We start from the raw sequence: 25,998 nt of genomic DNA, 5'->3' as shown, positions 1-25,998 counted from the left end.
GACTTAATGTTTAAGTCTTAAGCTTAAAGTAAAGTAGAATTATGAAATTAAATATTGCCTTATTAGCCGGTGACGGAATCGGTCCAGAAGTTATAGATCAAGCCGTAAAAGTATCAGATGCCATTGCTAAAAAATATGGCCATGATTTAAGTTGGACACCCGCTTTAACTGGTGCTGCAGCTATTGATGATTGTGGAGAACCTTATCCAGATAGCACACATGCTGTTTGTGTGGCTGCAGATGCAGTTTTATTTGGAGCTATTGGTCACCCAAAATATGACAATGACCCTTCTGCAAAAGTACGCCCAGAACAGGGATTACTTAAAATGCGTCAGAAACTTGGATTGTTCGCTAACGTAAGACCCACCTTTACCTTTCCTTCTTTAATTGATAAATCACCTTTAAAAAGAGAACGTATTGAAGGAACAGATTTAATAATATTGCGTGAATTAACGGGCGGTATTTACTTTGGAGAAAGAGGTCGTAAAGACAATGGAAATACTGCTTTTGATACCTGTACCTATACGCGTGCAGAAGTAACACGTTTGGCTAAAAAAGGATTTGAATTAGCAATGACACGTGGCAAAAAATTATGCTGTGTAGATAAAGCAAACGTATTAGAATCTTCTAGACTTTGGAGAGAAACCGTTCAAGCAATGGAAAAAGACTATCCTGAGGTTAAGGTTTCTTATGAATTTGTAGATGCTGTTGCTATGCGTTTGGTACAATGGCCAAATTCATATGATGTAATGATTACTGAAAACCTATTCGGAGATATTCTTACGGATGAAGCTTCTGTTATTTCTGGATCTATGGGCTTAATGCCATCTGCATCTGTTGGAGAGAACACTAGATTATATGAACCTATTCATGGTTCTTACCCACAAGCTGCAGGAAAAGATATCGCAAACCCATTGGCAACTGTACTTTCTGCTGCAATGATGTTTGAAGATTTTGGTTTAACACAAGAAGCACAAGATATTAGAGATGTAGTTAACAAATCTCTTGCTGAAGGTATTGTAACAGAAGATTTATCTGAAGGAGCAAAAGCCTATAAAACGAGTGAAGTTGGAAATTGGCTTGCTAAGCATATCTAGTATTTCCTTACCCTTATAGAAAAAGCCTCTGAAATTAATTTTTCAGAGGCTTTTTTAATAGTATTGTGTGCTATATTATGACTTCACAGCATACATTTTAGCTCTTTGTTCTTTAATACTCTTATCAGACATGTAATCATCAAAAGATAAGTAACGATCAATTGCACCACTAGGTGTTAATTCAATTATTCTATTTGCTAATGTTTGCGCAAATTCATGATCATGTGTCGTAAACAGAATGGTCCCTTTAAAATTCTTTAGTGAATTATTGAATGCTGTAATACTTTCAAGATCTAAGTGATTTGTTGGTTCATCTAACATAAGAACATTTGCACGAATCATCATCATTCTACTTAACATACAACGCACTTTTTCTCCCCCAGATAATACAGAACATTTTTTTAAGGCCTCTTCCCCACTAAATAACATTTTACCTAAGAAACCACGAACATAAACTTCTTCACGTTCTTCTTCTGTGGTAGCATACTGTCTTAACCAATCTACTAAACTATCATCACTTTCAAAAAAAGCATGGTTATCTGCTGGTAAATAAGACTGGTTTGTAGTAATCCCCCATTGGAATTCACCACTACCTGCCATTCTATTGCCATTTATAATTTCATAAAACGCAGTAGTTGCTCTAGAGTCTTTAGAAAATACCGCTACTTTATCTCCTTTTGCAAGGTTAATGTTTACATCTTTAAATAATAAATCTCCATCTTCAGAAGTTGCAGATAGTTTTTCTACATTTAAAATCTGATCTCCGGCTTCCCTTTCACGTTCAAATATAATTGCAGGATATCTTCTACTAGAAGGTTTAATATCATCAATCTTTAATTTAGAAAGCATTTTTTTACGTGACGTTGCTTGTTTACTCTTTGCAACGTTTGCACTAAAACGCATAATAAATTCTTGTAATTCTTTAGCTTTCTCTTCAGACTTTTTGTTTTGTTGCGCACGTTGTCTTGCTGCTAATTGGCTACTTTCATACCAGAATGTGTAGTTCCCAGAATAGAGATTAAGCTTTCCAAAATCAATATCGGCAATATGCGTACAAACAGAATCTAAAAAGTGACGGTCATGCGAAACAACAATTACGGTGTTCTCATAATTGGCCAAGAAATGTTCTAACCAGCTTATGGTTTCATAATCCAAGTCATTGGTAGGCTCATCCATGATCAATACATCAGGATTACCAAAAAGTGCTTGTGCTAATAACACCCTAACTTTAAGTTTAGAATCCATATCTCCCATAGTGGTATAATGCAAATCTGCATCAATCCCTAGGTTAGATAATAAAGCTGCAGCATCACTATCCGCATTCCAGCCATTCATTTCCTCAAATTGAACTTGCAGCTCCCCTATTCTATCCGCATTTTTATCGTCATAATCAGCATAGAGCGCATCCATTTCTGCTTTTATAGCTGCTAAGGGCTTGTTTCCCATAACTACAGTTTCTAGAACCGTAATCGCATCATAAGCATTGTGGTTTTGTTCTAGGATAGACATACGTTTTGTAGGCTCTAAAGAAACATGACCAGAAGTCGGGTCTATTTGACCTGCAATAATTCTTAATAAAGTAGATTTCCCTGCGCCATTGGCACCAATAACACCATAACAGTTCCCTTGAGTGAATGATATATTCACATCATCAAAAAGAACTCTTTTTCCAAATTGTACCGATAAATTGGATACAGATAACATATACAGTAATTTAAAATTTGTGCAAAAATAGATAAAATTTACCCTTAAAACTAGTATTCTAGACGATGAAATATGAAGGACGATTTACTAAATAATAATTTTAACGGTGCGTTAACAGCATATACATAAGGTGTTTATTAAATTCGCTTCCCTAAGAATTGTTGATATATATGTATAAATATTCTTTTTGTTTCTTATTGCTAAGTTTAACTGCTTGTTTTTCAGATAATAAGGACTCCCCTACTATTTTTGCAGGTGAAATTGTGAATCCCACAAGTCAGACTGTTATCTTGTATAAAGATGATGTGGTTATTGATTCTGCTCAATTAGACATGCATAATAGGTTCACTATTAAGTTAAATAACCTTGAGGAAGGTTTATATAATTTTAGACATGCTCCTCAATATCAATATGTATACCTATCTAAAGGAGATAGTTTATTAGTACGATTGAATACTATTTATTTTGATGAATCCCTAGTGTTTTCAGGTAAAGGCGAAGAAATAAATAACTTTTTAATTGAAGTATTCCTTAACTCCGAAGAGGAAGAAAGCGCAGTAAATTCTTATTTTGATTTGAGCCCTGAAATATTTTCTAAAAAAATTGACTCGCTACGGGAAACTAAAATTGCCATTTTAGACGAACTACAAACAGACACTGAGTTAACTGACAAATCTATCGCTATGGCAAAAGCCAGTATAGATTACAGCGCTTATATTAACAAAGAAAAATATCCTTTTAAACATCTAAAAAAGAATAAAGACAATTCTATAACCGATATTTCTGATGAATTCTATGACTATCGCGATGCGTTAAATTTTGATAATAAAGACTTAACGTTTTTTACTCCGTACTATGATTACATGAAGCGTCATTTTGATAATGTTGCCTTTACCCATTGCTCTGTAGATTGTTCTGACGGCGGAAGGATCATTAATGATCAGTTACATTTTAATCAGCATAAATTAATTTTAATAGATAGCATTGTCAAGGAAAAGAAGTTAAGGGATAATCTATTTAGAAATGTAGCAATGACTTACTTTCTAAAGGTTCATGACAATGTGGAGAACAATAAGCTGTTTTTAGAAGATTTTCATAAACTTTCTAATAACAACGACCATATTACTGAAATACATAACTTATACGAAAGTGTATTAAAAATGCAACCTACTCATGAATTACCTGCAGTAAATGTTATTGATAGTGTAGGTACTTCTGTTTCATTAGCATCTCTGGCTAAGGGGAAAGATAATGTAATCTTCTATTTTTGGACGGTTAATAACCCTAGACATTTTAGGAACATCACAAGGCAAGTTTCTAAACTTGAAAGCTTATATCCTGAAACTAAATTTATAGGTATTAGCCTTAGTGAAATTGATGACAGTTGGAAAAAAATGATTACCACTTCGGGTATAGATTTTGAAAACCAATATAGAGCAGAAGATGATAAAGTATTGAGAACTACATTAATTATCGATGGGCTAAATAAAGCAATACTCGTAAAAGACGGTATAATTATAGATGCTTACAAGGATATGTACGCACTTTAAGTACCTCAAATAAAGCTTTTAGAACGCGCCTATGCCATGCGTGTACGCAATTAAGCTAAGCTTACTAATTTCCTTAAAACGCTTCACTCCTACTTCATCAACTAAATTATCATTGCTTTTAGTCAAATTAGAAATGGGATGTGCACGAATCTAAGCTGAAAAAAGGTATGGTATTGGCTTTCTCTACCATCAAAAATAGAAAAAGCCGCTAAACATTGTTTAGCGGCTTTCTTATGTTTAAAAAAGGGTCTAACTTAATTTACTAGTTTCCTTTTTTATAATCTTCTAAGAATTTAGCAAGACCGATATCTGTAAGTGGGTGTTTTAATAATCCTTCAATTGAAGATAAAGCACCTGTCATTACATCAGCACCTAATTTAGCACAATCAATAATATGCATTGTATGTCTAACAGAAGCGGCTAAAATTTGAGTTTCAAAACCATAGTTATCATAAATCAAACGAATTTCTGCAATAAGATTTAAACCATCTGTAGAAATATCATCTAAACGACCAATGAATGGAGACACATAAGTTGCACCTGCCTTAGCAGCTAATAAAGCTTGACCAGCAGAGAAAACTAATGTTACATTTGTTCTGATGCCTTTATCACTAAAGTACTTACACGCTTTTACACCATCTTTAATCATTGGTAACTTAACAACGATTTGTTCGTGCAATTTAGCAAGTTCTTCACCTTCTTTGATCATTCCTGCATAATCAGTAGCAATTACTTCAGCAGAAACATCACCATCAACAATATTGCAAATGTCTACATAGTGCTTTAAAATGTTGTCTTTACCTGTAATTCCTTCTTTCGCCATTAAAGATGGGTTTGTGGTAACACCATCTAAAACACCTAATTCTTGAGCTTCTTTAATTTGAGCAAGATTTGCTGTATCTATAAAAAATTTCATGCTTCTATTTTTAGTATTATTAATTGAAAATCTATGATTTACAAAGCTACAATTTATAATGGTTTAAGAGTAATTTCTCATACACTTTATCCGGAAGAATTTTTTTTAATAAAAGAGAGAATTTTTGCATAAAATCTCCAACCTTATAATGCACTTTGGGACTGGAACTATTTATAACCGCAAATACCTTATGGGCAACTTGTATGGGGTCTCCCCCACTATCTACATCATTATTTATAGCCGTTAAAGTTGCCCCATATGGTTTTTGATATGGAGAATCTTTATGTACGGGTGCGTGATATCTGCCAGAAGCTATATTGGTCGCAAAATCTCCAGGAGCCAAGTTGGTCATTTGAATACCAAAATCTTTGATTTCCATACGCATGGCTTCTGTAACTAATTCTAGCGCTCCTTTAGATGCGGAATAAATACCACGATAGGGCAATCCCATATAGCCGGCAATAGAAGTTATATTAATAATAAGTCCCGATTTTTGAATACGCATTTGTGGTAATACCCCTTTCATCATCCGTATGGGGCCATGAAAATTAGTGTCAAACGCTTTTAAAATTTCCTCATTAGGAGTTTCTTCAATAGGTCCTGTAATACCTACTCCCGCATTATTGATCAATACATCAATCTTAGCTTCCCGCTTGATTAATTCTGAAATAGCTGCCGTAATAGTAGCTTCTTTTTTAACATCCAATTCTAATAAATCAAAGGCATCAAAATCAGGATATTTAGCTTTACTTCTAGTCGTACCGTAGACCTTAAAACCTTTCAACTTTAAAAAAATACCAATAGATTTACCTATACCAGATGAACCACCAGTAATTAAAACAACTTTTTGTTCCATAAAAAATTTTAGTGGCTACAAAGAAACGAATAATAATAAGGAGAAAAAAAGGAGTGATAAAAATTGAAGAATAAAAAAATGGCAAGCTACCTACGTCGCACCGCTACGACTACATACCCTTGCTGCGTTCCCACCCTGGGGGATTCTGCAGGAGCTGGTCGCGTAGGACTTGCCGCTGCAAATATACAATGTTTTAATTTTTTCACAATCATTTTAGTTTCTAAATTTAAATAAATACCTTGCCTACAAATAGAATTATAGCTAATTAATTGAAAGCCAAATTCTTGAATATTTAATTTTTAGCTCACAGCTTAAAAAAAATTTAAAAATTACGAAATGAAATCTATTTTTTCGATTACTTCACTACTACTTATCCTTATTTTAAATGCATGTGGAAGTAGTAATACCCTTCCTGCGGATTTATTTGAAATAAAATTAGCTGGAAATAAAACGGAATTTCAGCAAAATGAATCCGTTGGTATTTCCCTGAAAAACAAAAAAGGAATAGAGGTTGATAATGTATCATATACAATTAATGACCAACCTTTAAAGGTAGAAAATGACCAAATAGTTTTAGATATGCCACATTTAGGCGAGAAAACGATTACCGCAACAATTTCTTATGAAGGCAAAACAGGGAATATAGAAAAACATATTAAAATTTTAGCAGCGAAAGGACCAGAAGTCTATACGTATGAAATAATTAATGAATTTCCTCATGATCAAAAAGCATTTACTCAAGGTTTAGAATTTTATAAGGATACCCTTTATGAAAGTACCGGCAGAAAAGGCCAATCATTTTTGCGCAAATTTGATTTTAAAACAGGTAAGGTTTTTAAACAAATAGATTTAGACAAGCAATATTTTGGGGAAGGCCTGACCATCTTAAATGATAAGATTTATATGCTTACTTGGCAAAGCGGACTGGGTTTTATTTACGATGTAAATAGCTTAGAGAAAATTGATAGTTTTCAATATGGTACTAGTAAAGAAGGCTGGGGCTTAACCAATGATGGGAAAAGACTTTATAAAAGTGATGGAAGTGAAAAAATATGGTTGCTAAATCCCGAAACATTGGTAGAAGAAGATCATATAGAAACAGTAACCAATAAATCTATATTCAATAAAACAAACGAATTAGAATATGTAGACGGTCTCATTTATGCAAATGTTTGGCAAAAAGAGAGTATGATGATTATTGATGCTGTCAGTGGCGCAATCATTGGAGTGATAAATTTTGGAGGTTTAAAAGATAAAGTTACCAAGCATGCAGATTTAGATGTTTTAAATGGCGTTGCTTACAACCCTAAAAGAGGAACTTTTTTCGTCACAGGAAAAAATTGGGATAAATTGTTTGAAGTAAAAATTCTAAAGAAATAATGCCAAAATCCTTTAGCAAAACAATACAGGTTACCGAAGATGATTTAGATGATCTAAACCATGTAAACAATGTACGCTACGTACAATGGATTCAAGATATTGCCAAAGAACACTGGAAAGAGAAAGCGCCAAAAGAACTTGTAGAACAAAGTATTTGGGTGGTTAAAAGTCATTATATTGAATACAAAAGAGCTGCAGTGCTCCATGATATTATCGAGGTAAAAACGTATATAAAAGAATCAAAAGGTGCTCTTTCTATTCGTATGGTAGAAATGCATGATAAAAAAACCAAGCAATTACTCTTAAAATCAAAAACAGAATGGGTTTTATTAGATGCAAAAAGCAATAGACCCATTAGAATATCTGACGATATTATTGCTATTTTCAAATAAATCACAGGCTATGAAAAAGATGCAGTTTCGTGTTTTTTATTTTATCTCTCTTTTTGCTATAATTCTACTATGGAGTTCTTGTCGAAAAGATTTTGATTATGAAAATAGCACAGGAAATCTATCTTTTTCTAAAGACACGGTGTATTTAGATACCATTTTCACTAACATAGGCAGTAGCACTTATTCTTTAAAAGTCTTCAACGAAAGCAATAAAGACCTTCAAATCCCATCGATTACCCTAGAGAACGGATTAGAGAGTGTCTATCGCATCAATGTAGATGGCCAAGCAGGAACAGAATTTTTAAATGTCCCCCTACGCGCAAAAGACAGTTTGTATATTTTCATAGAAACTACTTTAAATAATAGTGAAGTCAACGAGAATGAATTTTTATCTCTTGATGCCATACGTTTTGACACAGGAATAAATGAACAAAAAGTCCCCTTGGTTACGCTTGTTAAAGATGCAGTTTTTTTATTTCCATCAAATAGCAATCAACAAATTAGAACTTTAGGCTTAAATGAAAATGGAGAGGAAATTGTAGTAACCGCTTTTGAAATAGATGATGAGCATTTGAATTTTACAAATGAAAAAGCATATGTCATTTACGGTTACGCTACTGTTCCAAAGAACAAAACCTTAACTATCGAGGCAGGAGCTCGCGTATATTTTCATAAAAATTCAGGGCTCTATATTCAAGAAAGTAGCAATCTGAATATTGAAGGGCTAAAAAGTAATGATAGTACAGCTTTAGAAAACGAAGTTATTTTTGAAGGAGACCGGTTAGAACCTGAGTATGCTGAAACAGCAGGGCAATGGGGAACTATTTGGTTTGATGCTGGCAGTGATGGTAACCTTATAAATCATTTGACGGTGAAAAATGCTAGTATAGGTTTAGTTGTTAACGGAAACACGGCGAATACTGAAGAGAATTTAAGCCTCAAAAATTCTCAAATTTATAACAGTTCGTCTATTAACTTATGGGGTAGAGAGGCTTCAATTGATGCGGAGAATGTGGTGATTGCAAATTCAGGAGGTTCATCAGTTGCGCTAGCAGGTGGTATCATTAATTTTACCCATGCAACAATTGCTAACTATTGGTCTAGTGGCAGTAGATATGGTTCCGCATTACAAATAACAAATGGGGAGAATAAAACAACTCTTGCAAGTTTTGGTAATTGTATTATTGATGGCAATAGTTCTTCGGAATTATCATTACTTAATTTTGATAGCTCTACAGATGCATTAAAATTTAATTTTACAAATTGCATTATAAAAATAAATCCAGAACGGTTTGAAGAAGATTCTTTCTATGATTTCGAAAATAATGAGCTCTACACAAGGGTTTTCTTAAATGAAGCTACTGCATTTGTAAACCCAAGTACAAATAATTTTTCCCTAAAATCCAATTCATTCGCTATTGAGAATGGCGATATCACGATTGCCAATAACGTTCCTTTAGACATAAATGAAATAGCCCGTACTGAAAATCCTGGGATTGGAGCCTATCAATACAATTTCAAATAATACGATACACCACCATTAAAAATGATTTATTTTTGCCATTTCGAAACCAAAACCCTTGAAAGTCAAAGGTTTTCGTGCAGTCCGTTGTTCGTAACATATGGTAATTTGCGAACAAATATAATTCCATGGAATACAACTATGCTATTGTAAATTCTGACAGTACATTTAGTCATAACCTTAGAACACACTTAGTAAACTTCAAAGAATTTAATTGTGCTGGTGTGGCTGAAAATTGTTCAGAAGGGTTGAATATCATCTTAAAAGAATTGCCGGAAATTGTTTTTTTTAACTTAAATGAAAACGCAGAAACGTGTTTTATGATGGTACTAGAGTTACATCAGTATTTAAAATACATGCCTATATTTATCGGAGTTTCAAAGGATAAAAAATATGCTTATGAGGCTATCAAAAATGGTTTTTTTGACTATTGGTTGCAACCATTAAATGAATTTGATATTCGAAAATCGGTTTTAAAATTGCAAAAAAAAGAATTGATCGGTCCTTATTCTAATACTACATTATGTTTAAAATCATATAAAGATTACCGTTATATTAATACGAATGAAATTCTTTATTTAAAAGCCGATAATAATACGACAGATGTTTTTATGAAAGATGGTACTGTGATAAGTGCATTTAAAACATTAAAAACTTTTGAAGATAGACTTCCTAAAAATTTTATTAGAATTCATCAAAGTTATATCCTAAACACGGAATATATCTCAAGGATTAATTACGGTAAGTCTACCTGCACTATAAAAAACCATAGTACGCCATTACCATTCTCTAAATCCTATAAAATAAATATAGATGAAGTGAAGAAATTACTAACCAAAAGCACCATCACCACATTTAATTAAGTAAATTCTTACAAATATCAGATAAATACTCACAGAACCTAGTGGTTTACTACAACAAATTTTAGGATGTTATAAAAAATACAGTTGCGCTATACTTTTGATTTCAAATTAAGTAACCAATTTAAATCAAAGATATTATGAAAAAAGTAACAGCAGTATTCGCAGTAGTAGTTTTAAGCTTAGGAATGTTTTCTTGTACTTCAGACGCAAGTCAAGAAGAGGATCAGTTGTATGTTAATACCACAACTGCTTGTGATGATTGTGGTCATGTAACCACAAAAGGAAATTAAGTTATGATTTTACCTATAATAGAAGCTTTAAATAAATCGTTTATTTAAAGCTTTTTTTTATCTTGTACGTTCAATTATTTAAATGCGAACAGGCAAGTTTATACTCTTTTCGATACCTATTTATAGCTTTTTAGCGATACTTCTTTTTTCTTGCACTCAAAATAGTACTTCCTCGCAAGAAAATAGTAGTTCTAAAATTGTTCAAGATTCTTTAACTACCCTCGTTAAAAATAGCGCAGATACAAACATTAATCTTGAAGAAAGAAAGAAAATAATTCAAGAAGCTTTTTATAAAGTTAACCTACTACGCACAGATTCCATCAGATTAAAACATCTAGCCAACTTATCTTATAATTCTATCCAATTAAAAGATTCGGTATTGTTTAGAACAATTAATAAAGAAACGATTTTATTGGCTCAAAAACAGATCGATTCTGTGGCAATGGCAGAAGCCTATTGGGATTTGGGTATATTTTTAGATAACACCAAATTAATAGACAGCACATACTATTATTATAATGAGGCCTTAACGATATATTCAAACCTGAATAATCAAAAGAAAATGGCTTTCCTATTTAATTCTATTAGCGGTATTCAGCGAAAATTAGGGGACTATGCAGGCGCTGAGCAAACTACGATTAAAGCTTTAGAAATTTTTAAAGAATCTAAGAATTACTTGGGGATGTCTAATAGTTATAATAGCTTAGGGTCAATAACGCATTCATTAGGAGACATAGAAAAGGCTGTTCAGTTTTATGAAAAAGCAAGTAGTTATTTAGATTCCATGCCTAATGATTTATCGTATAATCGAATTTTTATCACTAATAATATCGGTGTCTCTAATATGTTATTACACCAATATAGAGCAGCCGAAAATAGTTTTAATACAGTAGTTAATTTTAAAGATTTAAGAACCAAAAACCCTGAATTCTTAGCAAAAGTCATGGTTAATTTGGCCAATGCCAAGAAAAAGCAGTTTAGTACAGAGGATTTAGAACCTCAGTATTTAGCAGCTCTAGAGATCACCAGAGAATACAATAATACCTTTAGCGAAGCCACTTCCACAGGTCACTATGCACAATATCTAGCATATATAAAAGATACAATAAAAGCTGTGAAAATGGCTAAAACTGCCTTGGCGTTATCTGAAAAGTCAGAAAATTTTGAGAGCTTACTTAGAACGCTAAATTTCTTAACATTAGTAGATAAAAAAAATGCATCTACCTACGCACAAGAATATTTTGTAATTGATAAAAAGCTCCAAGAAGATGAACGAAAACTACGAGATAAATTTGCTCGGATACGTTTTCAAACGGATGAATTTATAGAACGCAATGAACTTTTAGCGAAACAAAATGAACTATTGACTCGAGAAAAACGCTTATGGAGCGCACTTGCGGTATTAGGTTTAATTGGTATTGCAGCAATATTAATTATTGTAATACAACGGATTAAAAATAATAATCTCCGCTTTAAACAACAACAACAAGAAAGTAATCTCGAAATTTTTAATCTTTTACTCGTACAACAGAGCAAATTTGATGAGGGTAAAAAATTGGAACAAGAGCGTATCTCACAAGAGTTACATGATGGTTTTTTAAATAAAATATTAGGGATACGTTTGGTATTATTGGGATTAAACAAGAGGCAAGATGAAAAATCTATTGCTCAAAGAGCAGAAATGATTACAGAACTCGCAGAGCTATCAGAAGACATTAGAAGTATTTCACACGAATTAAATGATGCCGCTTTCCAGAAAATGCAAAATTTCATGGAAGCTATAAAATCTTTGATAAAAACATTTCAAGCAGGATCAGAGACGCTAAAATATTCATTTAATTTTAATACAGATTTAGATTGGGATAGTTTAAACAGTACGCTCAAAATTAATCTCTACAGAATTGTTCAAGAAAGTATTCAAAACTGTATAAAACATGCAGAAGCAAGTACAATTTTTGTTAATTTTGATATAGAAAATGATTATCTGATTGCTATTATAGAAGATAATGGACAAGGGTTTGATACTAAAAAATCAAAAAAAGGAATAGGGTTCCGTAATATCTCTTCCCGATTAAAAAAATTAAACGGTTCATTAATTGTTGATAGTGTTATTGGTAAAGGAACTAAACTGATTATTAAAATTCCGTTTCAGAATGAAATTGAAAAAATTGCATAGCTAAAATTAGTACTAAAATGAAGACCTTAAAAATACTAGCTGTAGACGATCATCAAATGACGATGATTGGATACAAATATATATTAGAAGATGCCAATTTTGATGACTTTGTTGTGGAAATGGACATGGCAACTACCTTTGAAGAAGGAAAAGAAAAATTAGAAGTTTCAGTTACTAATAATGACTTATTTGATTTAATATTATTAGATATACAACTTTCCCCTGTTGTTGATGGGATACCCAGTACGGGACAAGATTTAGGGGTAATCGCGCGTCATATCACCCCCTCTTCCAAGATTGTATTCCTTTCTTCTTTTAGTGATAACTATAGGATTAATAGCATCTTAAGAACTGTAAATCCTGAAGGGTACATGGTTAAGACTGAAATTAATGAAGTGGTATTAAAAGAAATGGTAGAAACAGTACTTACTAGTCCGCCATACTATACTAAGAAAGCACTAATTGCCATTCGCAACAAAATGTCTACTAATATATTTTTAGACGATACAGATATCAAAATTTTATACTATTTATCTGTAGGGACACGTACCAAGGATATGGTTGAATACATACCTCTTTCTATAAGTGCAATTGAAAACAGAAAGCGCCAAATTAAAGAAATCTTTGGTGTAGAAAATGAAAATGACAATGCCTTAATCGCATCCGCTAAAGAAAAAGGGTTTATTTAAGCCCAGAAAATAAAAATATATAAATTATAAAACACTGATAATAAACAAATTAACTTCTTTTAAATGAAAACCTTTGAAAGTCAAAGGTTTTCATGCAGTCTAAGCTTCAAAGTATAAACTAATTTTGTTAGATAGCTTATAAAGAGAAAAATGTCGTCTAAAAATAATAAACCCCGAAAAAAAATAGTGCCTTTCGGATCTGAGGATACTAAAATTCTTGGTTTGGATGCTTTCATGTTGAACATTGAAAAAGACTTTTTTTGTAATGTATCTATTGTTAGTGCTGATACTTTTGCGACTAAAAATGATTTGGTTTTAGACATCAATTTTAATTTTAAGATTAAACAAGGATTATCTATTCTGGCCGAAGGTAAATTAGATGGTCATGACTTAATGCTTGAAAATGCAGAGGGGCATTTCTTTTTAATGGCTCTTGAAAAATTACGCAATTCGTCTAGTCATACTTTTGATATCAAGGAACTAAACTTAATTTTTGAAGACTGTACTATAATAATATATAGAGTATTCGAAAATAGCATTTCATTGGAATTAGACAAGCTTATTTTAGAATTGCATAAAAACTATATCTATTTCACCAAAGGATTATCGCAACAACCTTATGAAATACATATTCCAGTTTTGGAGAAAAGTAATTTTTTCAAAAATAAGACGTTATTAACTAGTAATACGGTTGAGAAAACTCAAAAGAACTACGGTGGTTTTTGGGGTTTATATTTTGACAGTAATGTAGATAGTGAGATATATGACTCTCAATCAAAAGAAATTATATATGGTAAATTAACCATGTTAGAGTAATACCTAGGGCTAAAGTCAAGTTGTAAAAGTATACGCTGTAGTATATTTTATCGCAATGAGATTTCGGGGACTAGTGTTTTTTAGTTTGAAACCTAAAAGAAAAGCCATTAAATTAATTTTTAATGGCTTTTTGAATATAATAGGATTATGACTTAACAAGCATAGAAAAGTTTTCTATCGCCCATTAATGCATTTACTTTCGTTCTAACTTCGTCGATAACATCATCATTGTCGGCATTCATTAATACTTCATCTATAAAGTCAACAATAATAGACATATCATCTTCTTTTAAGCCACGTGTAGTAATCGCAGCCGTTCCAAAACGAATACCTGAAGTAATAAATGGTGATTTATCATCAAAAGGGACCATGTTTTTATTCGCTGTAATATCAGCTTTAACTAGCGTATTCTCAGCGTCTTTACCGGTGATATCTTTATTTCTTAAATCAATCAACATCATATGATTATCCGTTCCTCCAGAAATAATTTCATATCCTTTTTTAACGAATGCTTTAGCCATAGCATCAGCATTTTTCTTTACTTGTAAAATATAAGTAAGATATTCATCTGTTAAAGCCTCTCCAAATGCAATTGCTTTAGCGGCAATAATGTGCTCTAAAGGACCACCTTGATTTCCTGGGAATACGGCTAAGTCTAATAAAGCAGACATTTTTCTAAGAGAACCGTTTTTTAATTTAATTCCGAAAGGATTATCAAAATCTTTCCCCATTAATATAAGTCCACCTCTTGGACCTCTTAATGTTTTATGTGTCGTTGTAGTAACAATATGACAATGAGGAATTGGATCGTTTAAAATTCCCTTTGCAATTAAACCAGAAGGATGAGAGATATCTGCTAATAAAAGTGCTCCAACACTATCAGCAATTACTCTAAAACGTTCAAAATCTATATCTCTAGAATATGCAGAAGCACCAGCAATAATCATTTTTGGTTTTTCTTTTTCTGCTATTTCCTGAATTTTATCATAATTTAAAACTCCAGTTTCTTTTTCAACACCATAAAATACAGGATTGTATATTCTACCTGAAAAATTTACAGGAGACCCGTGAGTTAAATGTCCTCCGTGAGAAAGATCAAATCCTAAAATAGTATCTCCAGGTTTTAAACAAGCATGATATACAGAAGCATTAGCTTGTGAACCAGAATGAGGTTGCACATTTGCATATTCTGCACCAAATAATTGTTTCGCTCTGTCAATCGCAATTTGCTCCACAACATCTACAACCTCACAACCACCATAATAACGTTTTCCTGGGTAGCCTTCAGCATATTTATTGGTCAATACAGAACCTGCAGCTTCCATTACTTGATCACTTACAAAGTTCTCAGAAGCAATAAGTTCTATTCCATTAATTTGGCGCTGTTTCTCTTCAGCAATTAGTTCAAAAATTTGATTGTCGCGTTGCATAATAAAATAAACTGTTAAATTGAGTTGCAAAAATACGAATTGACCATCGTTAATTGGAAGAAAATAATATATTTGATTCTAGAACTTATTAAACAGTAATTAACAATTTAGATATGCCTATAAAAACAAACGATCCAAATAAAAAAACATGGATCCCTGTACCCGCAAACTCTGATTTCCCTATTCAAAATATTCCTTTTGGTGTCTTTTTGACTAGAGATGATGTAATAACCATTGGTACTCGTATAGGGAATCATGCTATAGATTTAGGAGCGTTGCATCAATTAGGGTATTTTAAAGATATTCCTTTAACGGATGATATCTTTTTACAAGACACGTTAAATGATTTTATCTCTGACGGGCAAAAAACATGGCGCTTGGTTCGGAACCGTATCTCGGATATTTTTGATACAGCTAATGCCTCTTTAAGAGATAATGAAGAACACAAGAAAGTAGTTCTTTTTACCATGGAGGAAATTGAAATGCAATTGCCGGTACAGATTGGTGATTATACAGATTTCTATTCTAGCAAGGAACACGCTACCAATGTGGGTACCATGTTTAGAGATCCAAATAATGCGTTATTACCAAACTGGCTTCATATTCCAGTGGGTTATCATGGAAGAAGTTCTTCTATAGTAACTAGTGGAACACCCGTTAGAAGACCAATGGGACAAACAATGCCTGCCGGTGCAGAAACGCCTGTATTTGGTCCTTCAAAATTAGTAGATTTTGAGCTTGAAATGGCTTTCATTACTACGGATGCTAATGTTTTAGGAGAACCAATTCCTGTTGATGAAGCAGAAGATTATATCTTCGGAATGGTTTTATTTAACGATTGGAGTGCTAGAGATATTCAGAAATGGGAATATGTTCCTTTAGGTCCGTTTTTAGCTAAAAACTTTGCATCCTCAATATCACCATGGATTGTTACGATGGATGCCTTACAACCTTTTAAAGTAGATAGCCCAGCCCAAGAACCTAAGCCACTACCCTATTTGGTACAAGCAGATGGTAATAAAAGCTATGATATTCATTTAGAAGTAGACATTGTTCCTGAAAATAGCACGGCGACCACAGTGACAAAATCTAATTTTAAATTCATGTATTGGACCATGTCTCAACAATTGGCGCACCATACCGTTAACGGCTGTAATGTAAACAGCGGTGATTTAATGGGTAGTGGAACCATATCTGGACCAACGCCAGATTCTTACGGTTCTATGCTAGAATTAAGCTGGGGTGGTAAGCAAGAAGTGAAATTAAATGATGGGGCAACAAGAAAGTTTATAGAAGATAATGATACGGTAGTGATTAAAGGGTTCTGTAAAAATGAGGGTATAAGAATTGGTTTTGGAGAGGTGTCTACAAAATTATTACCAGTATATCAACCTAAAAAAAAGCAGTAAACATATAGGGTTAAAAGCCTTTTTATATACTAGAAGTGAAACGTTATCGTTTTCATACTAAATTATGGCACGGCTATTGGAAATAATTCCAAGAAACCCATAAATAATATATTATGAAAAAAATTTTACTCGCAACCAGTATTCTTTTTTTTATATCCTGTGGAGGTGTAAAAAAAACACAAGAGGCTTTAAATTCCGGAAATTATGATGCAGCAATTAATAAGGCACTAAATAATTTAGTGGATAATAAAACCAAAAAAGGGAATCAGCCTTATGTTTTATTATTAGAAGAGGCGTTTAAGAAAAATACCGCTAGAGAGCTAAAGCAAATTGCGTTTCTTCAAAAAAGTAATAATGCAGCTAATTATGAACAAATTTATAATGGCTACGTAAACTTAAAACAAATAGAAGAGCGCATTAAGCCTTTATTGCCCTTAATGATTTATGAGGAAGATCGTGAAGCTAAGTTCTCTTTTACCGATTATGATGCTAAAATAATTAGCACTAGAAATCAGTTGTCAGACTATGTATATGCCAATGCATCATCGCTTCTAGAGCAATCTACAGCGAAAAATGATTTTAGAACAGCATACAATGATTTGTTGTATTTAGAGAAGCTGAATCCTGGATATAAAGACACTAATCTTAAAATTCAACAAGCACATCAAAAGGGAATAGATTACGTTCAAGTTCGTTTGTTTAATGATACAGAACAAATTATCCCAAGCAGGCTGGAAGAAGATTTACTAAACTTTAATACGTTCGGATTAAATAATTTATGGACAGAATACCATACCAATGCTATAAATAGTATACATTATGATTATGAAATGGATGTGGTTTTTAAAAATATTTCTATTTCACCAGAACAAATTAAAGAAAAACAAATAAGTAAAGAAAAACAGATTATTGATGGATACACCTATGCTTTAGATCGTAGTGGAAATCAAGTAAAAGATAGTTTGGGAAATAAAATTAAGATTGATAAATTTAAAACTGTAAAGTGTGACTTTTACCAGTTTACACAAACTAAATCGGCTCAAGTAGTTGGTCAAGTTAATTTTTTAGATTTAAAAACAAAACAACAGATTAACACCTACCCGTTATCTAGTCTGTTTCTTTTTGAACACAACTATGCAAATTATAGTGGAGATAAATTGGCTTTAGACAATGATCTTATTTCTATGTTAAGCTTAGCAGCAGTACCCTTCCCTACTAATGAACAAATGGTTTATGATGCGGGAGAAGATTTAAAAGCTAATCTTAAAGGAATTATTACAAGACATCAATTTAATTAAACTCAAACGTCTACTAAAAAGGCCCTCATTTGTAATTTACAAATGAGGGCCTTTTTATGTTATAAACTAGAATTACTACACAAATTGCTCTAGGGCAACCTCATTAATACTTCCATGAGAAGCATTAGCTACTGCCACTCCATTCTTAATTACGATTAATTGCGGAGATTGATGCATCACCTGAAATTTATATCCTGTTTCATTAGAAACTTCTCTATTACTTAGTAAATCTAAATAATATAAATCGGCCTGATTCTTATCCAAAGCATACGTATTTTTAAAGGTATTCATAACCATGCGGCTAATACCGCACGTGGTGGAATGTTTAAAAATAATTTGTGGTTTCGTTTTAGACTTTTCTTTTATTTCTTCTAATTGATCTAATGAAGCTAAAGCAATCCATGGCAATGCTGCTTTTTCCTCTTTAGGTTTTGCCTCTTTATTATTTCCGAATAGACTATCAAATAATCCCATATATTCTTAATTTTATATAGTCAGTCGTAAGGCGTTTATAACCTTACAAGCTGCCGTATTGTCCTGTTAAACTAATTTTTTACCGTCAGAATGACATTTATCATGTCTTGGTAAGAAATTTGATTTTAACTTGTAAAAGTAAACAATAACATAAAAATAACACTATATATGAATATTAATAATTTCACTACAAAATCGCAGGAGGCGGTGCAACTCGCACAGCAACTTGCGCAAGAGATGGGACATCAGCAAATTGAAAATGAACACATTTTTAAAGCGATTAGTCAGGTTGATGAAAATGTAACTCCCTTTATTTTAAAGAAACTGAATGTAAATACCGATTTATTATTTCAAATGGTAGACAAGCAGTTAGAAAGTTTTCCTAAAGTCACTGGAGGAGATTTAGTCTTTTCTCGTGAAACAGGAAAAACGTTGAATGATGCTTCTTCTATTGCTAAGGTTATGGAAGATGAGTATGTATCTATCGAACACTTGCTTTTAGCCATTTTTAATTCTAAAAGTAAAATTGGTCAGATTCTAAAAGATCAAGGGGTAACTGAGAAAAATTTTAAAGCAGCTATTCAAGAATTACGTAAAGGTGCAAAGGTTACTTCGCAAGGAGCAGAAGACACGTATAATTCCTTAAATAAATATGCGAAAAATTTAAATGATCTAGCCGATAAAGGAAAATTAGATCCTGTAATTGGTCGCGATGAAGAAATTCGTAGAGTGCTACAAATATTATCCCGTAGAACAAAAAACAATCCAATGTTAGTGGGAGAACCAGGTGTTGGTAAAACAGCCATAGCAGAAGGCTTGGCCCGTAGAATTGTTCAAGGCGATGTTCCTGAAAATTTAAAGGATAAGGTGATTTATTCTTTAGATATGGGAGCCTTAATTGCGGGTGCAAAATATAAAGGGGAGTTTGAAGAGCGTTTAAAATCTGTTATTAAGGAAGTGACGTCTTCTGATGGAAATGTAGTATTGTTCATTGATGAGATTCACACCCTTGTTGGTGCCGGTGGCGGTGATGGTGCTATGGATGCTGCCAATATTCTTAAACCTGCTTTAGCAAGAGGTGAACTTAGAGCAATAGGCGCTACGACCCTAGATGAATATCAAAAATATTTTGAAAAGGATAAAGCTTTAGAACGTAGATTTCAGAAAATTATCGTTGATGAACCCGATACGGAAAGTGCAATATCTATTCTTCGAGGTATTAAAGATAAATATGAAGCGCACCACAAAGTACGGATCAAAGATGAAGCGGTTATTTCTGCAGTAGAATTATCTCAGCGGTATATTACCAATCGTTTTTTACCCGATAAAGCCATTGATTTAATTGATGAAGCAGCGGCAAAACTGCGAATGGAAATTAATTCTAAACCAGAAGAGTTAGATGTCCTAGATCGCAAAATTATGCAGCTTGAAATTGAAGTTGAAGCGATTAAACGTGAGAATGATAAAACGAAGCTACAAGCCTTAAATCTAGATTTAGCAAATATCAAAGAAGACCGTAACGAGATTTTCGCAAAATGGGAAAGCGAAAAAACAGTCGTAGACGATATTCAGAAAACCAAACAGGACATTGAGGATTTTAAACTTGAAGCTGAACGTGCAGAACGTAATGGTGATTATGGTAAGGTAGCCGAGTTGCGCTATGGAAAAATAAAAGAGTCTCAAGAAAAACTAGAGAGCTTACAGCATGTATTAGACGAGCAACAGCAAGGTGATACCATGATAAAAGAAGAGGTAACTAGTGAGGATATTGCACAAGTTGTTGCTAAATGGACAGGTATTCCTGTAACTAAAATGTTACAAAGCGAGCGTGAAAAACTATTACAATTAGAAGCTGTTTTACACAAACGCGTGGTGGGTCAAGAAGAAGCTATTGAAGCTGTTTCTGACGCTATACGCCGAAGTAGAGCTGGTTTACAAGATACCAAGCGCCCCATTGGTTCTTTCTTATTTTTAGGGACTACAGGAGTTGGTAAAACGGAGTTAGCGAAAACCCTTGCCAGTTATTTATTTGATGACGAAAGTGCGATGACTAGAATAGATATGAGTGAATATCAAGAACGTCATTCCGTGAGTAGATTGGTAGGAGCACCTCCAGGATATGTAGGTTATGATGAAGGAGGACAATTGACAGAAGCAGTGCGTCGTAGACCATATTCTGTGGTGTTATTAGATGAGATAGAAAAAGCACACCCAGATACCTTTAATGTTCTTTTACAGGTATTGGATGAAGGTAGACTTACAGATAATAAAGGGCGTGTAGCAGATTTTAAGAATACGATTATAATTATGACGAGTAATATGGGTAGCCATATTATTCAGGAGAAATTTGAATCTAACCCTGATGCTTCTAGTGCAACAGAAGCAGCACGTGATGAAGTTCTAGGGCTGTTGAAAAAAACGATCCGACCAGAGTTTTTAAATCGTATTGATGATATTATCATGTTTACGCCATTAAGTAAAAAAGACATTGTCAAAATCGTACGTTTACAATTAGATGGATTGAAAAAAATGTTAGCAAAACAGAATATTACTGTTGATGCTACAGACGAAACCATCAAGTATTTGGCCGAAAAAGGATATGATCCACAATATGGAGCACGCCCAATAAAACGTGTGATTCAGAAAGAAGTTTTAAATACCCTTTCTAAAGAGATATTAAGTGGTAAAATCACCACGGATAGTGTTGTTTTAATAGATTCATTTGATGATCAATTGGTCTTTAGAAACCAAGAAGAAATGGCTTAATCAACGATTAAATTAGATTTGCAAGAGCGTCTTTTTATTTAACAAATAAAAGGATGCTTTTTTTTGTATTTTACATACCGCACAGTATATAATTTTTTATATTCGTATAAAATAGCTTTCATATGACAACCAAAGCCCAAAGAACTACTGTATACATTGTAGAAACTGTTGCACCCATATTTAACAAATTAGGATATGTTGGTACTAGTATGAGCGATTTGACAGAAGCAACAGGTCTTACCAAAGGCGCGCTGTATGGCAATTTTGAAAATAAAGAAGCGCTTGCTATAGCTGCTTTTGAATACAATAGTAAACTACTTTTAGATGCCATTGATAAACGGATCAATTCTGAAGGTACTGCCCTTGAAAAGTTAACTAATTTACTTGATTTTTATAGGCATTATGATGAATTCACCCTACCGATGGGAGGATGCCCTGTATTGAATGTTGGTATAGATGCAAAATATAATAATAAATTATTAGCAGGTGCAGCAAAAGAGGTTGCTAAAACTATAGAAGGTAAAATAGCCTTGATTTTAGAAAACGGAATTAATGCTGGAGAAATAAAATTACCCGTTACCCCTTTACAATTTGCTAAGCAATTATATACCATGATTCAGGGTGCTGTTGCCATGGCTACCATCACAGATGATCGAAAGTACCTATTAAATACAATAACCTATCTTGAATATTTAATTTCTAATGAGATTAAAAAATAACCTACTTAAACGCTAAACGCTTTATCTTATTTTTGATGGCATGTTTTCTTCTGTTGATTAGGATCCCAATAGCAATTAATGCACCTGCACCCGCTAAAGCAGCACCTACAATACTTGCCGAAGTTATCCCGTAACCCATTGCAATGGGCAATCCTGCTAAATATGCTCCAGAAGCATTCCCCATATTAAAAGCACTTTGGTTCATAGATGAACCCAACATTTCTGATCCTTTAGAAGCATTAATAATCGCCATTTGAATAGGCGTAGCTACAGTAAAAGAAATGATACCGATAACAAAAGTAAGCACCAATATAGCTATAGGGTTTTGAGCAACAACGGTATTTATGAGTAGTACTAAAGACATCATCCCTAAGCTTAAAACAATAGCTTTCATAGGACTCAATTTTTCTGCCATTTTAGCACCTACAAAATTCCCCACTACCATTCCTAAACCTGCTAATATCATAGCATAACCAACCATGCTTTCTGGATACCCAGATACTTCTGTAAGCAATGGAGCAATATAACTGTACCAAGCAAAAAAACCGCCCGTACCTATTGTCGTTAATAGAATGAGCACCCATAGTTCTGGTCTTTTAAAGACTTGTAAATCTTTTCGCAATCCTTCGGTGGATGATTTAGGAAATGCAGGCATCCAAAAATAGACGCTTAACATTGCTAAAATTCCGATTACTCCCACTAACATAAAAGAAAGATTCCAACTAAAATGATGCCCCAAATAAGTTCCTAGAGGAACACCTAGAACATTGGCTAAGGTTAATCCAGAAAACATTATAGCCATACCTTGAGCAGATTTCCCCTTTGGTACTAATTTTCCAGCAACTACAGCTCCAATTCCAAAAAAGGCTCCATGAGGAAGTCCTGATAAAAACCTAAAAACTAAAAGACTTGTATAATTTTCTGCAAAAGCAGATAAGCTATTAAACAGTGTAAACCAAAGCATTAATGCTAGCAAAACTTTATGGGCAGACCATTTACTGCCTAGTCCTGTTAAAAGTGGAGCCCCTACCACTACTCCTAAGGCATAAGCGGCTATAAAATGCCCTGCTTGAGGAATTGTAATTTGTAAAGCAGTAGCAACATCAGGTAAGATTCCCATAATTACAAATTCCGTCATTCCTATTCCAAATCCTCCAATAGCTAAGGCTAATAGTGCTTTTTTATTTGATTTTATCGCATCCATACGCTTCTTCATTTTAATGATCAACAACAATTTTCAATCGTAAAAAATAACAATTAAGCAGGCAAAGGTAAAACCAATAAACAGCTTATTTCTATGTTTAATTACCATATTTATGTTAATTATTGACCTCTTTATATACCCCTATTTTTTCTGTTTTCTACAATTCAGGTCAAAAATTATACAACTCAGAATATCATTTTCTCTAATACTCCAATAACGCTACATATTTGTGGTATCAACCAAAAGACAGAACAATCATGAAAATTTTAGTATTTGCCATGCTATTACTGCTACACATAAATGTAATAGCACAAGAAACCATTAATGGAAAAGTTATTGATCACCAGGGTATACCGGTAATGGGAGCTAATGTGTATTTAGAAGGCACCTATGATGGAACCGCAACTAATGAAGATGGTATATTCTCTTTTCAAACAACAGAAACCGGAGTACAGACTTTGGTCGTCTCCTCTATTTCTTACGAAACGTATGCCACATCTTCTGATCTAAGCACATTTAAAAACTTTACAGTAAAACTGCGGGATGATGTAAATACGTTGGATGCGGTCACCGTAAATGCAGGAACATTTAAAGCGGGTGATAATGCAAAAGTAACCGTATTAAAGCCCTTAGATATAGTGACTACTGCTGGAGCACTTGGTGATGTGATGGGAGCTTTACAAACCTTACCAGGAACCTCTACTGTGGCAGAAGATGGCAGGTTGTTTGTTCGTGGTGGTGATGCCGATGAAACCCAAATTTTTGTAGATGGCATGCGCGTATTTACTCCTTACGCCCCTTCTGCGAATAACATTCCTACTAGAGGTAGATTGTCTCCTTTTTTGTTTAAGGGAATCACATTTTCTACTGGTGGGTATTCTGCGGAATATGGCCAAGCGTTATCTAGTGTTCTTCTGCTTAGCAGTATAGATGAACCTCTGGAAGAAAAAACAGAACTATCCCTAATGACGGTAGGTTTAGGTGTTGGTAATACCCAAAAATGGAAGGCTAATTCTTTGAGTATAAATGCTTCATATATGAATTTAGAACCATACCAGAAATTATTTCCTGGGAATAATATTTGGCACAAACCCATAGAAACTTTAGGAGGAGAAGCAGTATATCGATACAAATTTAAAAACGATGGTTTATTAAAAGTATATGGTGCTTTTAGTGCTTTAAATTTTGATCTTACCCAAGTAGACATCAATGAACCCTTAGGGATTAGATTTGCAATAGAAAATAGAAACTTATATATCAACACCTCTTATAAAGATTTTTTAGCCAAAGATTGGAGTATTCTAACGGGTGTATCATTCTCCAATGATAAGTCTAAATTAAAATTTAGTGATGCTGATGTTACCGATGTTGAGAATTCTGCTCATTTTAAATTGGTTCTCAATAAATATTTTTCTAGCAGGTACAAACTAAACTTTGGTGCAGAATACTTTAGTACAAACTTTAAAGAAAACTATACAACCGCTACTACAGCAATCAACGACTACGGTTTTGATAATAACCTCTTGAGTAGTTTTATAGAAACAGATATTTTCTTTTCTAAGAATTTAGCCACCAAAATTGGCTTTAGAGGGGAGTATTCTCAATTATTAGAAGAATTTAATGTATCTCCTAGAATTTCCTTAGCCTATAAATCTGGAGCAAATGCACAATTTTCTTTGGCTTATGGTCAATTTTTCCAAAACCCAAAGAATGACTATCTAAAATTTGGTTCTGATTTCTCTGCGGAAAACACAACGCATTTAATTGCCAATTACCAGTATGTTAAAAACAAGCAGATATTTAGAGCAGAAGTATATTATAAGGATTACAATAATCTAGTAAAATATGATACGCCAATAGCGCTTCCTATGTCTAATTATTCTAATAAAGGTGGTGGCTTTGCTAAAGGGCTTGATATTTTTTGGAGGGACAACAAAACAGTAAAAAATACAGAATACTGGGTCTCCTATTCTTATTTAGATACTGAAAGAGATTATAAAAACTATCCCGTTACCGCAACTCCCAACTTTGCCTCTACGCACAATGCCTCTTTGGTATTAAAGCATTGGGTAGAAAACTGGAAAAGTCAGATAGGGCTTAGTTATAATTTTGCTACCGGTCGCTCCTATACCAACCCAAATACGGATGGGTTTTTAACCGAAAAAACTAAAAACTATACTGCTTTAAATGCCAATTGGGCGTATCTCATTAGTCCGCAAAAAATTCTTTATTTCTCGGTAAGCAATGTCTTAGGTACCAAGAATATTAATGGATATCAATATGCTGATGAAGTAAATGGTTCTGGAACATTTGATCGTAGAGCACTTACACCCAATACAGATAGCTTCTTCTTTGTAGGTTTATTTTGGACCATTAGTGATAACAAGAAAGACAATCAGCTTGATAATTTGTAAAACTGACATTTGGATCCCCAAAAACAACAACTC

21 protein-coding genes and 1 other RNA gene are annotated in these 25,998 nt (G+C 33.4%); 15 read left to right on the top strand and 7 right to left on the bottom strand.

The features are described 5' to 3' along the window. Positions 1–41 precede the first annotated feature (41 nt). On the top strand, positions 42–1,097 hold the full coding sequence (gene leuB, locus GQR94_RS18870) for a 3-isopropylmalate dehydrogenase (RefSeq protein ID WP_158978175.1): 1,056 nt from the start codon (positions 42–44) through the stop codon (positions 1,095–1,097). Between the two features lie 75 nt (positions 1,098–1,172). Here the strand turns inward: leuB and GQR94_RS18865 are convergent, their stop codons facing one another. Continuing rightward, positions 1,173–2,801, bottom strand: coding sequence for an ABC-F family ATP-binding cassette domain-containing protein (locus tag GQR94_RS18865; RefSeq protein ID WP_158978173.1), 1,629 nt, complete (start codon positions 2,799–2,801; stop codon positions 1,173–1,175). Between the two features lie 170 nt (positions 2,802–2,971). Between GQR94_RS18865 and GQR94_RS18860 the strand changes: the two genes are divergently transcribed. Next, positions 2,972–4,351 carry a transaldolase gene (locus tag GQR94_RS18860; protein WP_158978171.1) on the top strand — a complete coding sequence of 460 codons (1,380 nt, stop codon included), beginning with the start codon at positions 2,972–2,974 and terminating at the stop codon, positions 4,349–4,351. Positions 4,352–4,613: 262 nt separating this feature from the next. On the opposite strand, the gene fsa is transcribed toward GQR94_RS18860, so the two are convergent. From fsa to ffs, 3 genes are all read right to left on the bottom strand, one after another. After that, the gene (fsa, locus tag GQR94_RS18855; RefSeq protein ID WP_158978169.1) at positions 4,614–5,267 is read right to left on the bottom strand and encodes a fructose-6-phosphate aldolase; all 654 of its coding nucleotides are present in this window, start codon (positions 5,265–5,267) and stop codon (positions 4,614–4,616) included. A gap of 46 nt (positions 5,268–5,313) precedes the next feature. After that, on the bottom strand, positions 5,314–6,123 hold the full coding sequence (locus GQR94_RS18850; protein WP_158978167.1) for an SDR family oxidoreductase: 810 nt from the start codon (positions 6,121–6,123) through the stop codon (positions 5,314–5,316). Between the two features lie 76 nt (positions 6,124–6,199). Further along, an RNA gene (ffs, locus tag GQR94_RS18845) (signal recognition particle sRNA small type) lies at positions 6,200–6,298 on the bottom strand. A gap of 161 nt (positions 6,299–6,459) precedes the next feature. On the opposite strand from ffs, the gene GQR94_RS18840 reads away from it, so the two are divergent. From GQR94_RS18840 to GQR94_RS18805, 8 genes are all read left to right on the top strand, one after another. Next, entirely contained in the window at positions 6,460–7,503 is a 1,044-nt protein-coding gene (locus tag GQR94_RS18840; RefSeq protein WP_158978165.1) for a glutaminyl-peptide cyclotransferase, read from the top strand. Next, positions 7,503–7,895 (top strand): thioesterase family protein, encoded by a 393-nt coding sequence (locus tag GQR94_RS18835; RefSeq protein ID WP_158978163.1) that lies wholly within the window; start codon positions 7,503–7,505, stop codon positions 7,893–7,895. The genes GQR94_RS18840 and GQR94_RS18835 overlap by 1 nt, the downstream gene beginning before the upstream one ends. A 10-nt stretch (positions 7,896–7,905) precedes the next feature. Further along, on the top strand, positions 7,906–9,420 hold the full coding sequence (locus GQR94_RS18830; protein ID WP_158978161.1) for a hypothetical protein: 1,515 nt from the start codon (positions 7,906–7,908) through the stop codon (positions 9,418–9,420). Between the two features lie 125 nt (positions 9,421–9,545). Further along, positions 9,546–10,280: a LytTR family DNA-binding domain-containing protein gene (locus GQR94_RS18825; RefSeq protein ID WP_158978158.1), complete on the top strand. Its 735-nt coding sequence runs from the start codon at positions 9,546–9,548 to the stop codon at positions 10,278–10,280. A 137-nt stretch (positions 10,281–10,417) separates the two neighbouring features. Then, a complete protein-coding gene (locus tag GQR94_RS18820) occupies positions 10,418–10,570 on the top strand; it encodes a hypothetical protein (RefSeq protein ID WP_158978156.1) in 153 nt (50 codons plus the stop codon). Positions 10,571–10,652: 82 nt separating this feature from the next. Next, positions 10,653–12,746, top strand: coding sequence for a tetratricopeptide repeat protein (locus GQR94_RS18815; protein WP_158978154.1), 2,094 nt, complete (start codon positions 10,653–10,655; stop codon positions 12,744–12,746). Positions 12,747–12,763: 17 nt separating this feature from the next. Further along, the gene (locus GQR94_RS18810) at positions 12,764–13,435 is read left to right on the top strand and encodes a response regulator (RefSeq protein WP_158978152.1); all 672 of its coding nucleotides are present in this window, start codon (positions 12,764–12,766) and stop codon (positions 13,433–13,435) included. Between the two features lie 150 nt (positions 13,436–13,585). Beyond that, positions 13,586–14,251: a hypothetical protein gene (locus GQR94_RS18805; protein ID WP_158978149.1), complete on the top strand. Its 666-nt coding sequence runs from the start codon at positions 13,586–13,588 to the stop codon at positions 14,249–14,251. A 152-nt stretch (positions 14,252–14,403) separates the two neighbouring features. On the opposite strand, the gene glyA is transcribed toward GQR94_RS18805, so the two are convergent. Next, the gene (gene glyA, locus GQR94_RS18800; RefSeq protein ID WP_158978147.1) at positions 14,404–15,681 is read right to left on the bottom strand and encodes a serine hydroxymethyltransferase; all 1,278 of its coding nucleotides are present in this window, start codon (positions 15,679–15,681) and stop codon (positions 14,404–14,406) included. A 113-nt stretch (positions 15,682–15,794) separates the two neighbouring features. Here glyA and fahA point away from each other — a divergent pair, with 113 nt between their 5' ends. Further along, positions 15,795–17,090: a fumarylacetoacetase gene (gene fahA, locus GQR94_RS18795; protein WP_158978145.1), complete on the top strand. Its 1,296-nt coding sequence runs from the start codon at positions 15,795–15,797 to the stop codon at positions 17,088–17,090. A gap of 113 nt (positions 17,091–17,203) precedes the next feature. After that, the gene (locus GQR94_RS18790) at positions 17,204–18,388 is read left to right on the top strand and encodes a hypothetical protein (protein ID WP_158978143.1); all 1,185 of its coding nucleotides are present in this window, start codon (positions 17,204–17,206) and stop codon (positions 18,386–18,388) included. A gap of 75 nt (positions 18,389–18,463) precedes the next feature. On the opposite strand, the gene ytxJ is transcribed toward GQR94_RS18790, so the two are convergent. After that, positions 18,464–18,862 carry a bacillithiol system redox-active protein YtxJ gene (gene ytxJ / locus GQR94_RS18785; protein ID WP_158978141.1) on the bottom strand — a complete coding sequence of 133 codons (399 nt, stop codon included), beginning with the start codon at positions 18,860–18,862 and terminating at the stop codon, positions 18,464–18,466. A 168-nt stretch (positions 18,863–19,030) separates the two neighbouring features. Here ytxJ and clpB point away from each other — a divergent pair, with 168 nt between their 5' ends. Together clpB and GQR94_RS18775 are read left to right on the top strand one after the other, a co-directional pair. Beyond that, positions 19,031–21,628 (top strand): ATP-dependent chaperone ClpB, encoded by a 2,598-nt coding sequence (gene clpB, locus GQR94_RS18780; RefSeq protein ID WP_158978139.1) that lies wholly within the window; start codon positions 19,031–19,033, stop codon positions 21,626–21,628. A 122-nt stretch (positions 21,629–21,750) separates the two neighbouring features. Next, positions 21,751–22,347, top strand: coding sequence for a TetR/AcrR family transcriptional regulator (locus GQR94_RS18775; RefSeq protein ID WP_158978137.1), 597 nt, complete (start codon positions 21,751–21,753; stop codon positions 22,345–22,347). 1 nt (position 22,348) lies between these two features. On the opposite strand, the gene GQR94_RS18770 is transcribed toward GQR94_RS18775, so the two are convergent. Then, positions 22,349–23,551 (bottom strand): MFS transporter, encoded by a 1,203-nt coding sequence (locus tag GQR94_RS18770; protein WP_158978135.1) that lies wholly within the window; start codon positions 23,549–23,551, stop codon positions 22,349–22,351. A 257-nt stretch (positions 23,552–23,808) separates the two neighbouring features. On the opposite strand from GQR94_RS18770, the gene GQR94_RS18765 reads away from it, so the two are divergent. Further along, positions 23,809–25,965 carry a TonB-dependent receptor gene (locus GQR94_RS18765; protein ID WP_158978133.1) on the top strand — a complete coding sequence of 719 codons (2,157 nt, stop codon included), beginning with the start codon at positions 23,809–23,811 and terminating at the stop codon, positions 25,963–25,965. Positions 25,966–25,998 lie beyond the last annotated feature (33 nt).

The organism is Cellulophaga sp. L1A9 (genome assembly GCF_009797025.1).
Lineage (GTDB): Bacteria > Bacteroidota > Bacteroidia > Flavobacteriales > Flavobacteriaceae > Cellulophaga.
Note: the sequence above shows the minus strand (reverse complement) of the source record. Positions and strands in the feature narration are given on the sequence as shown.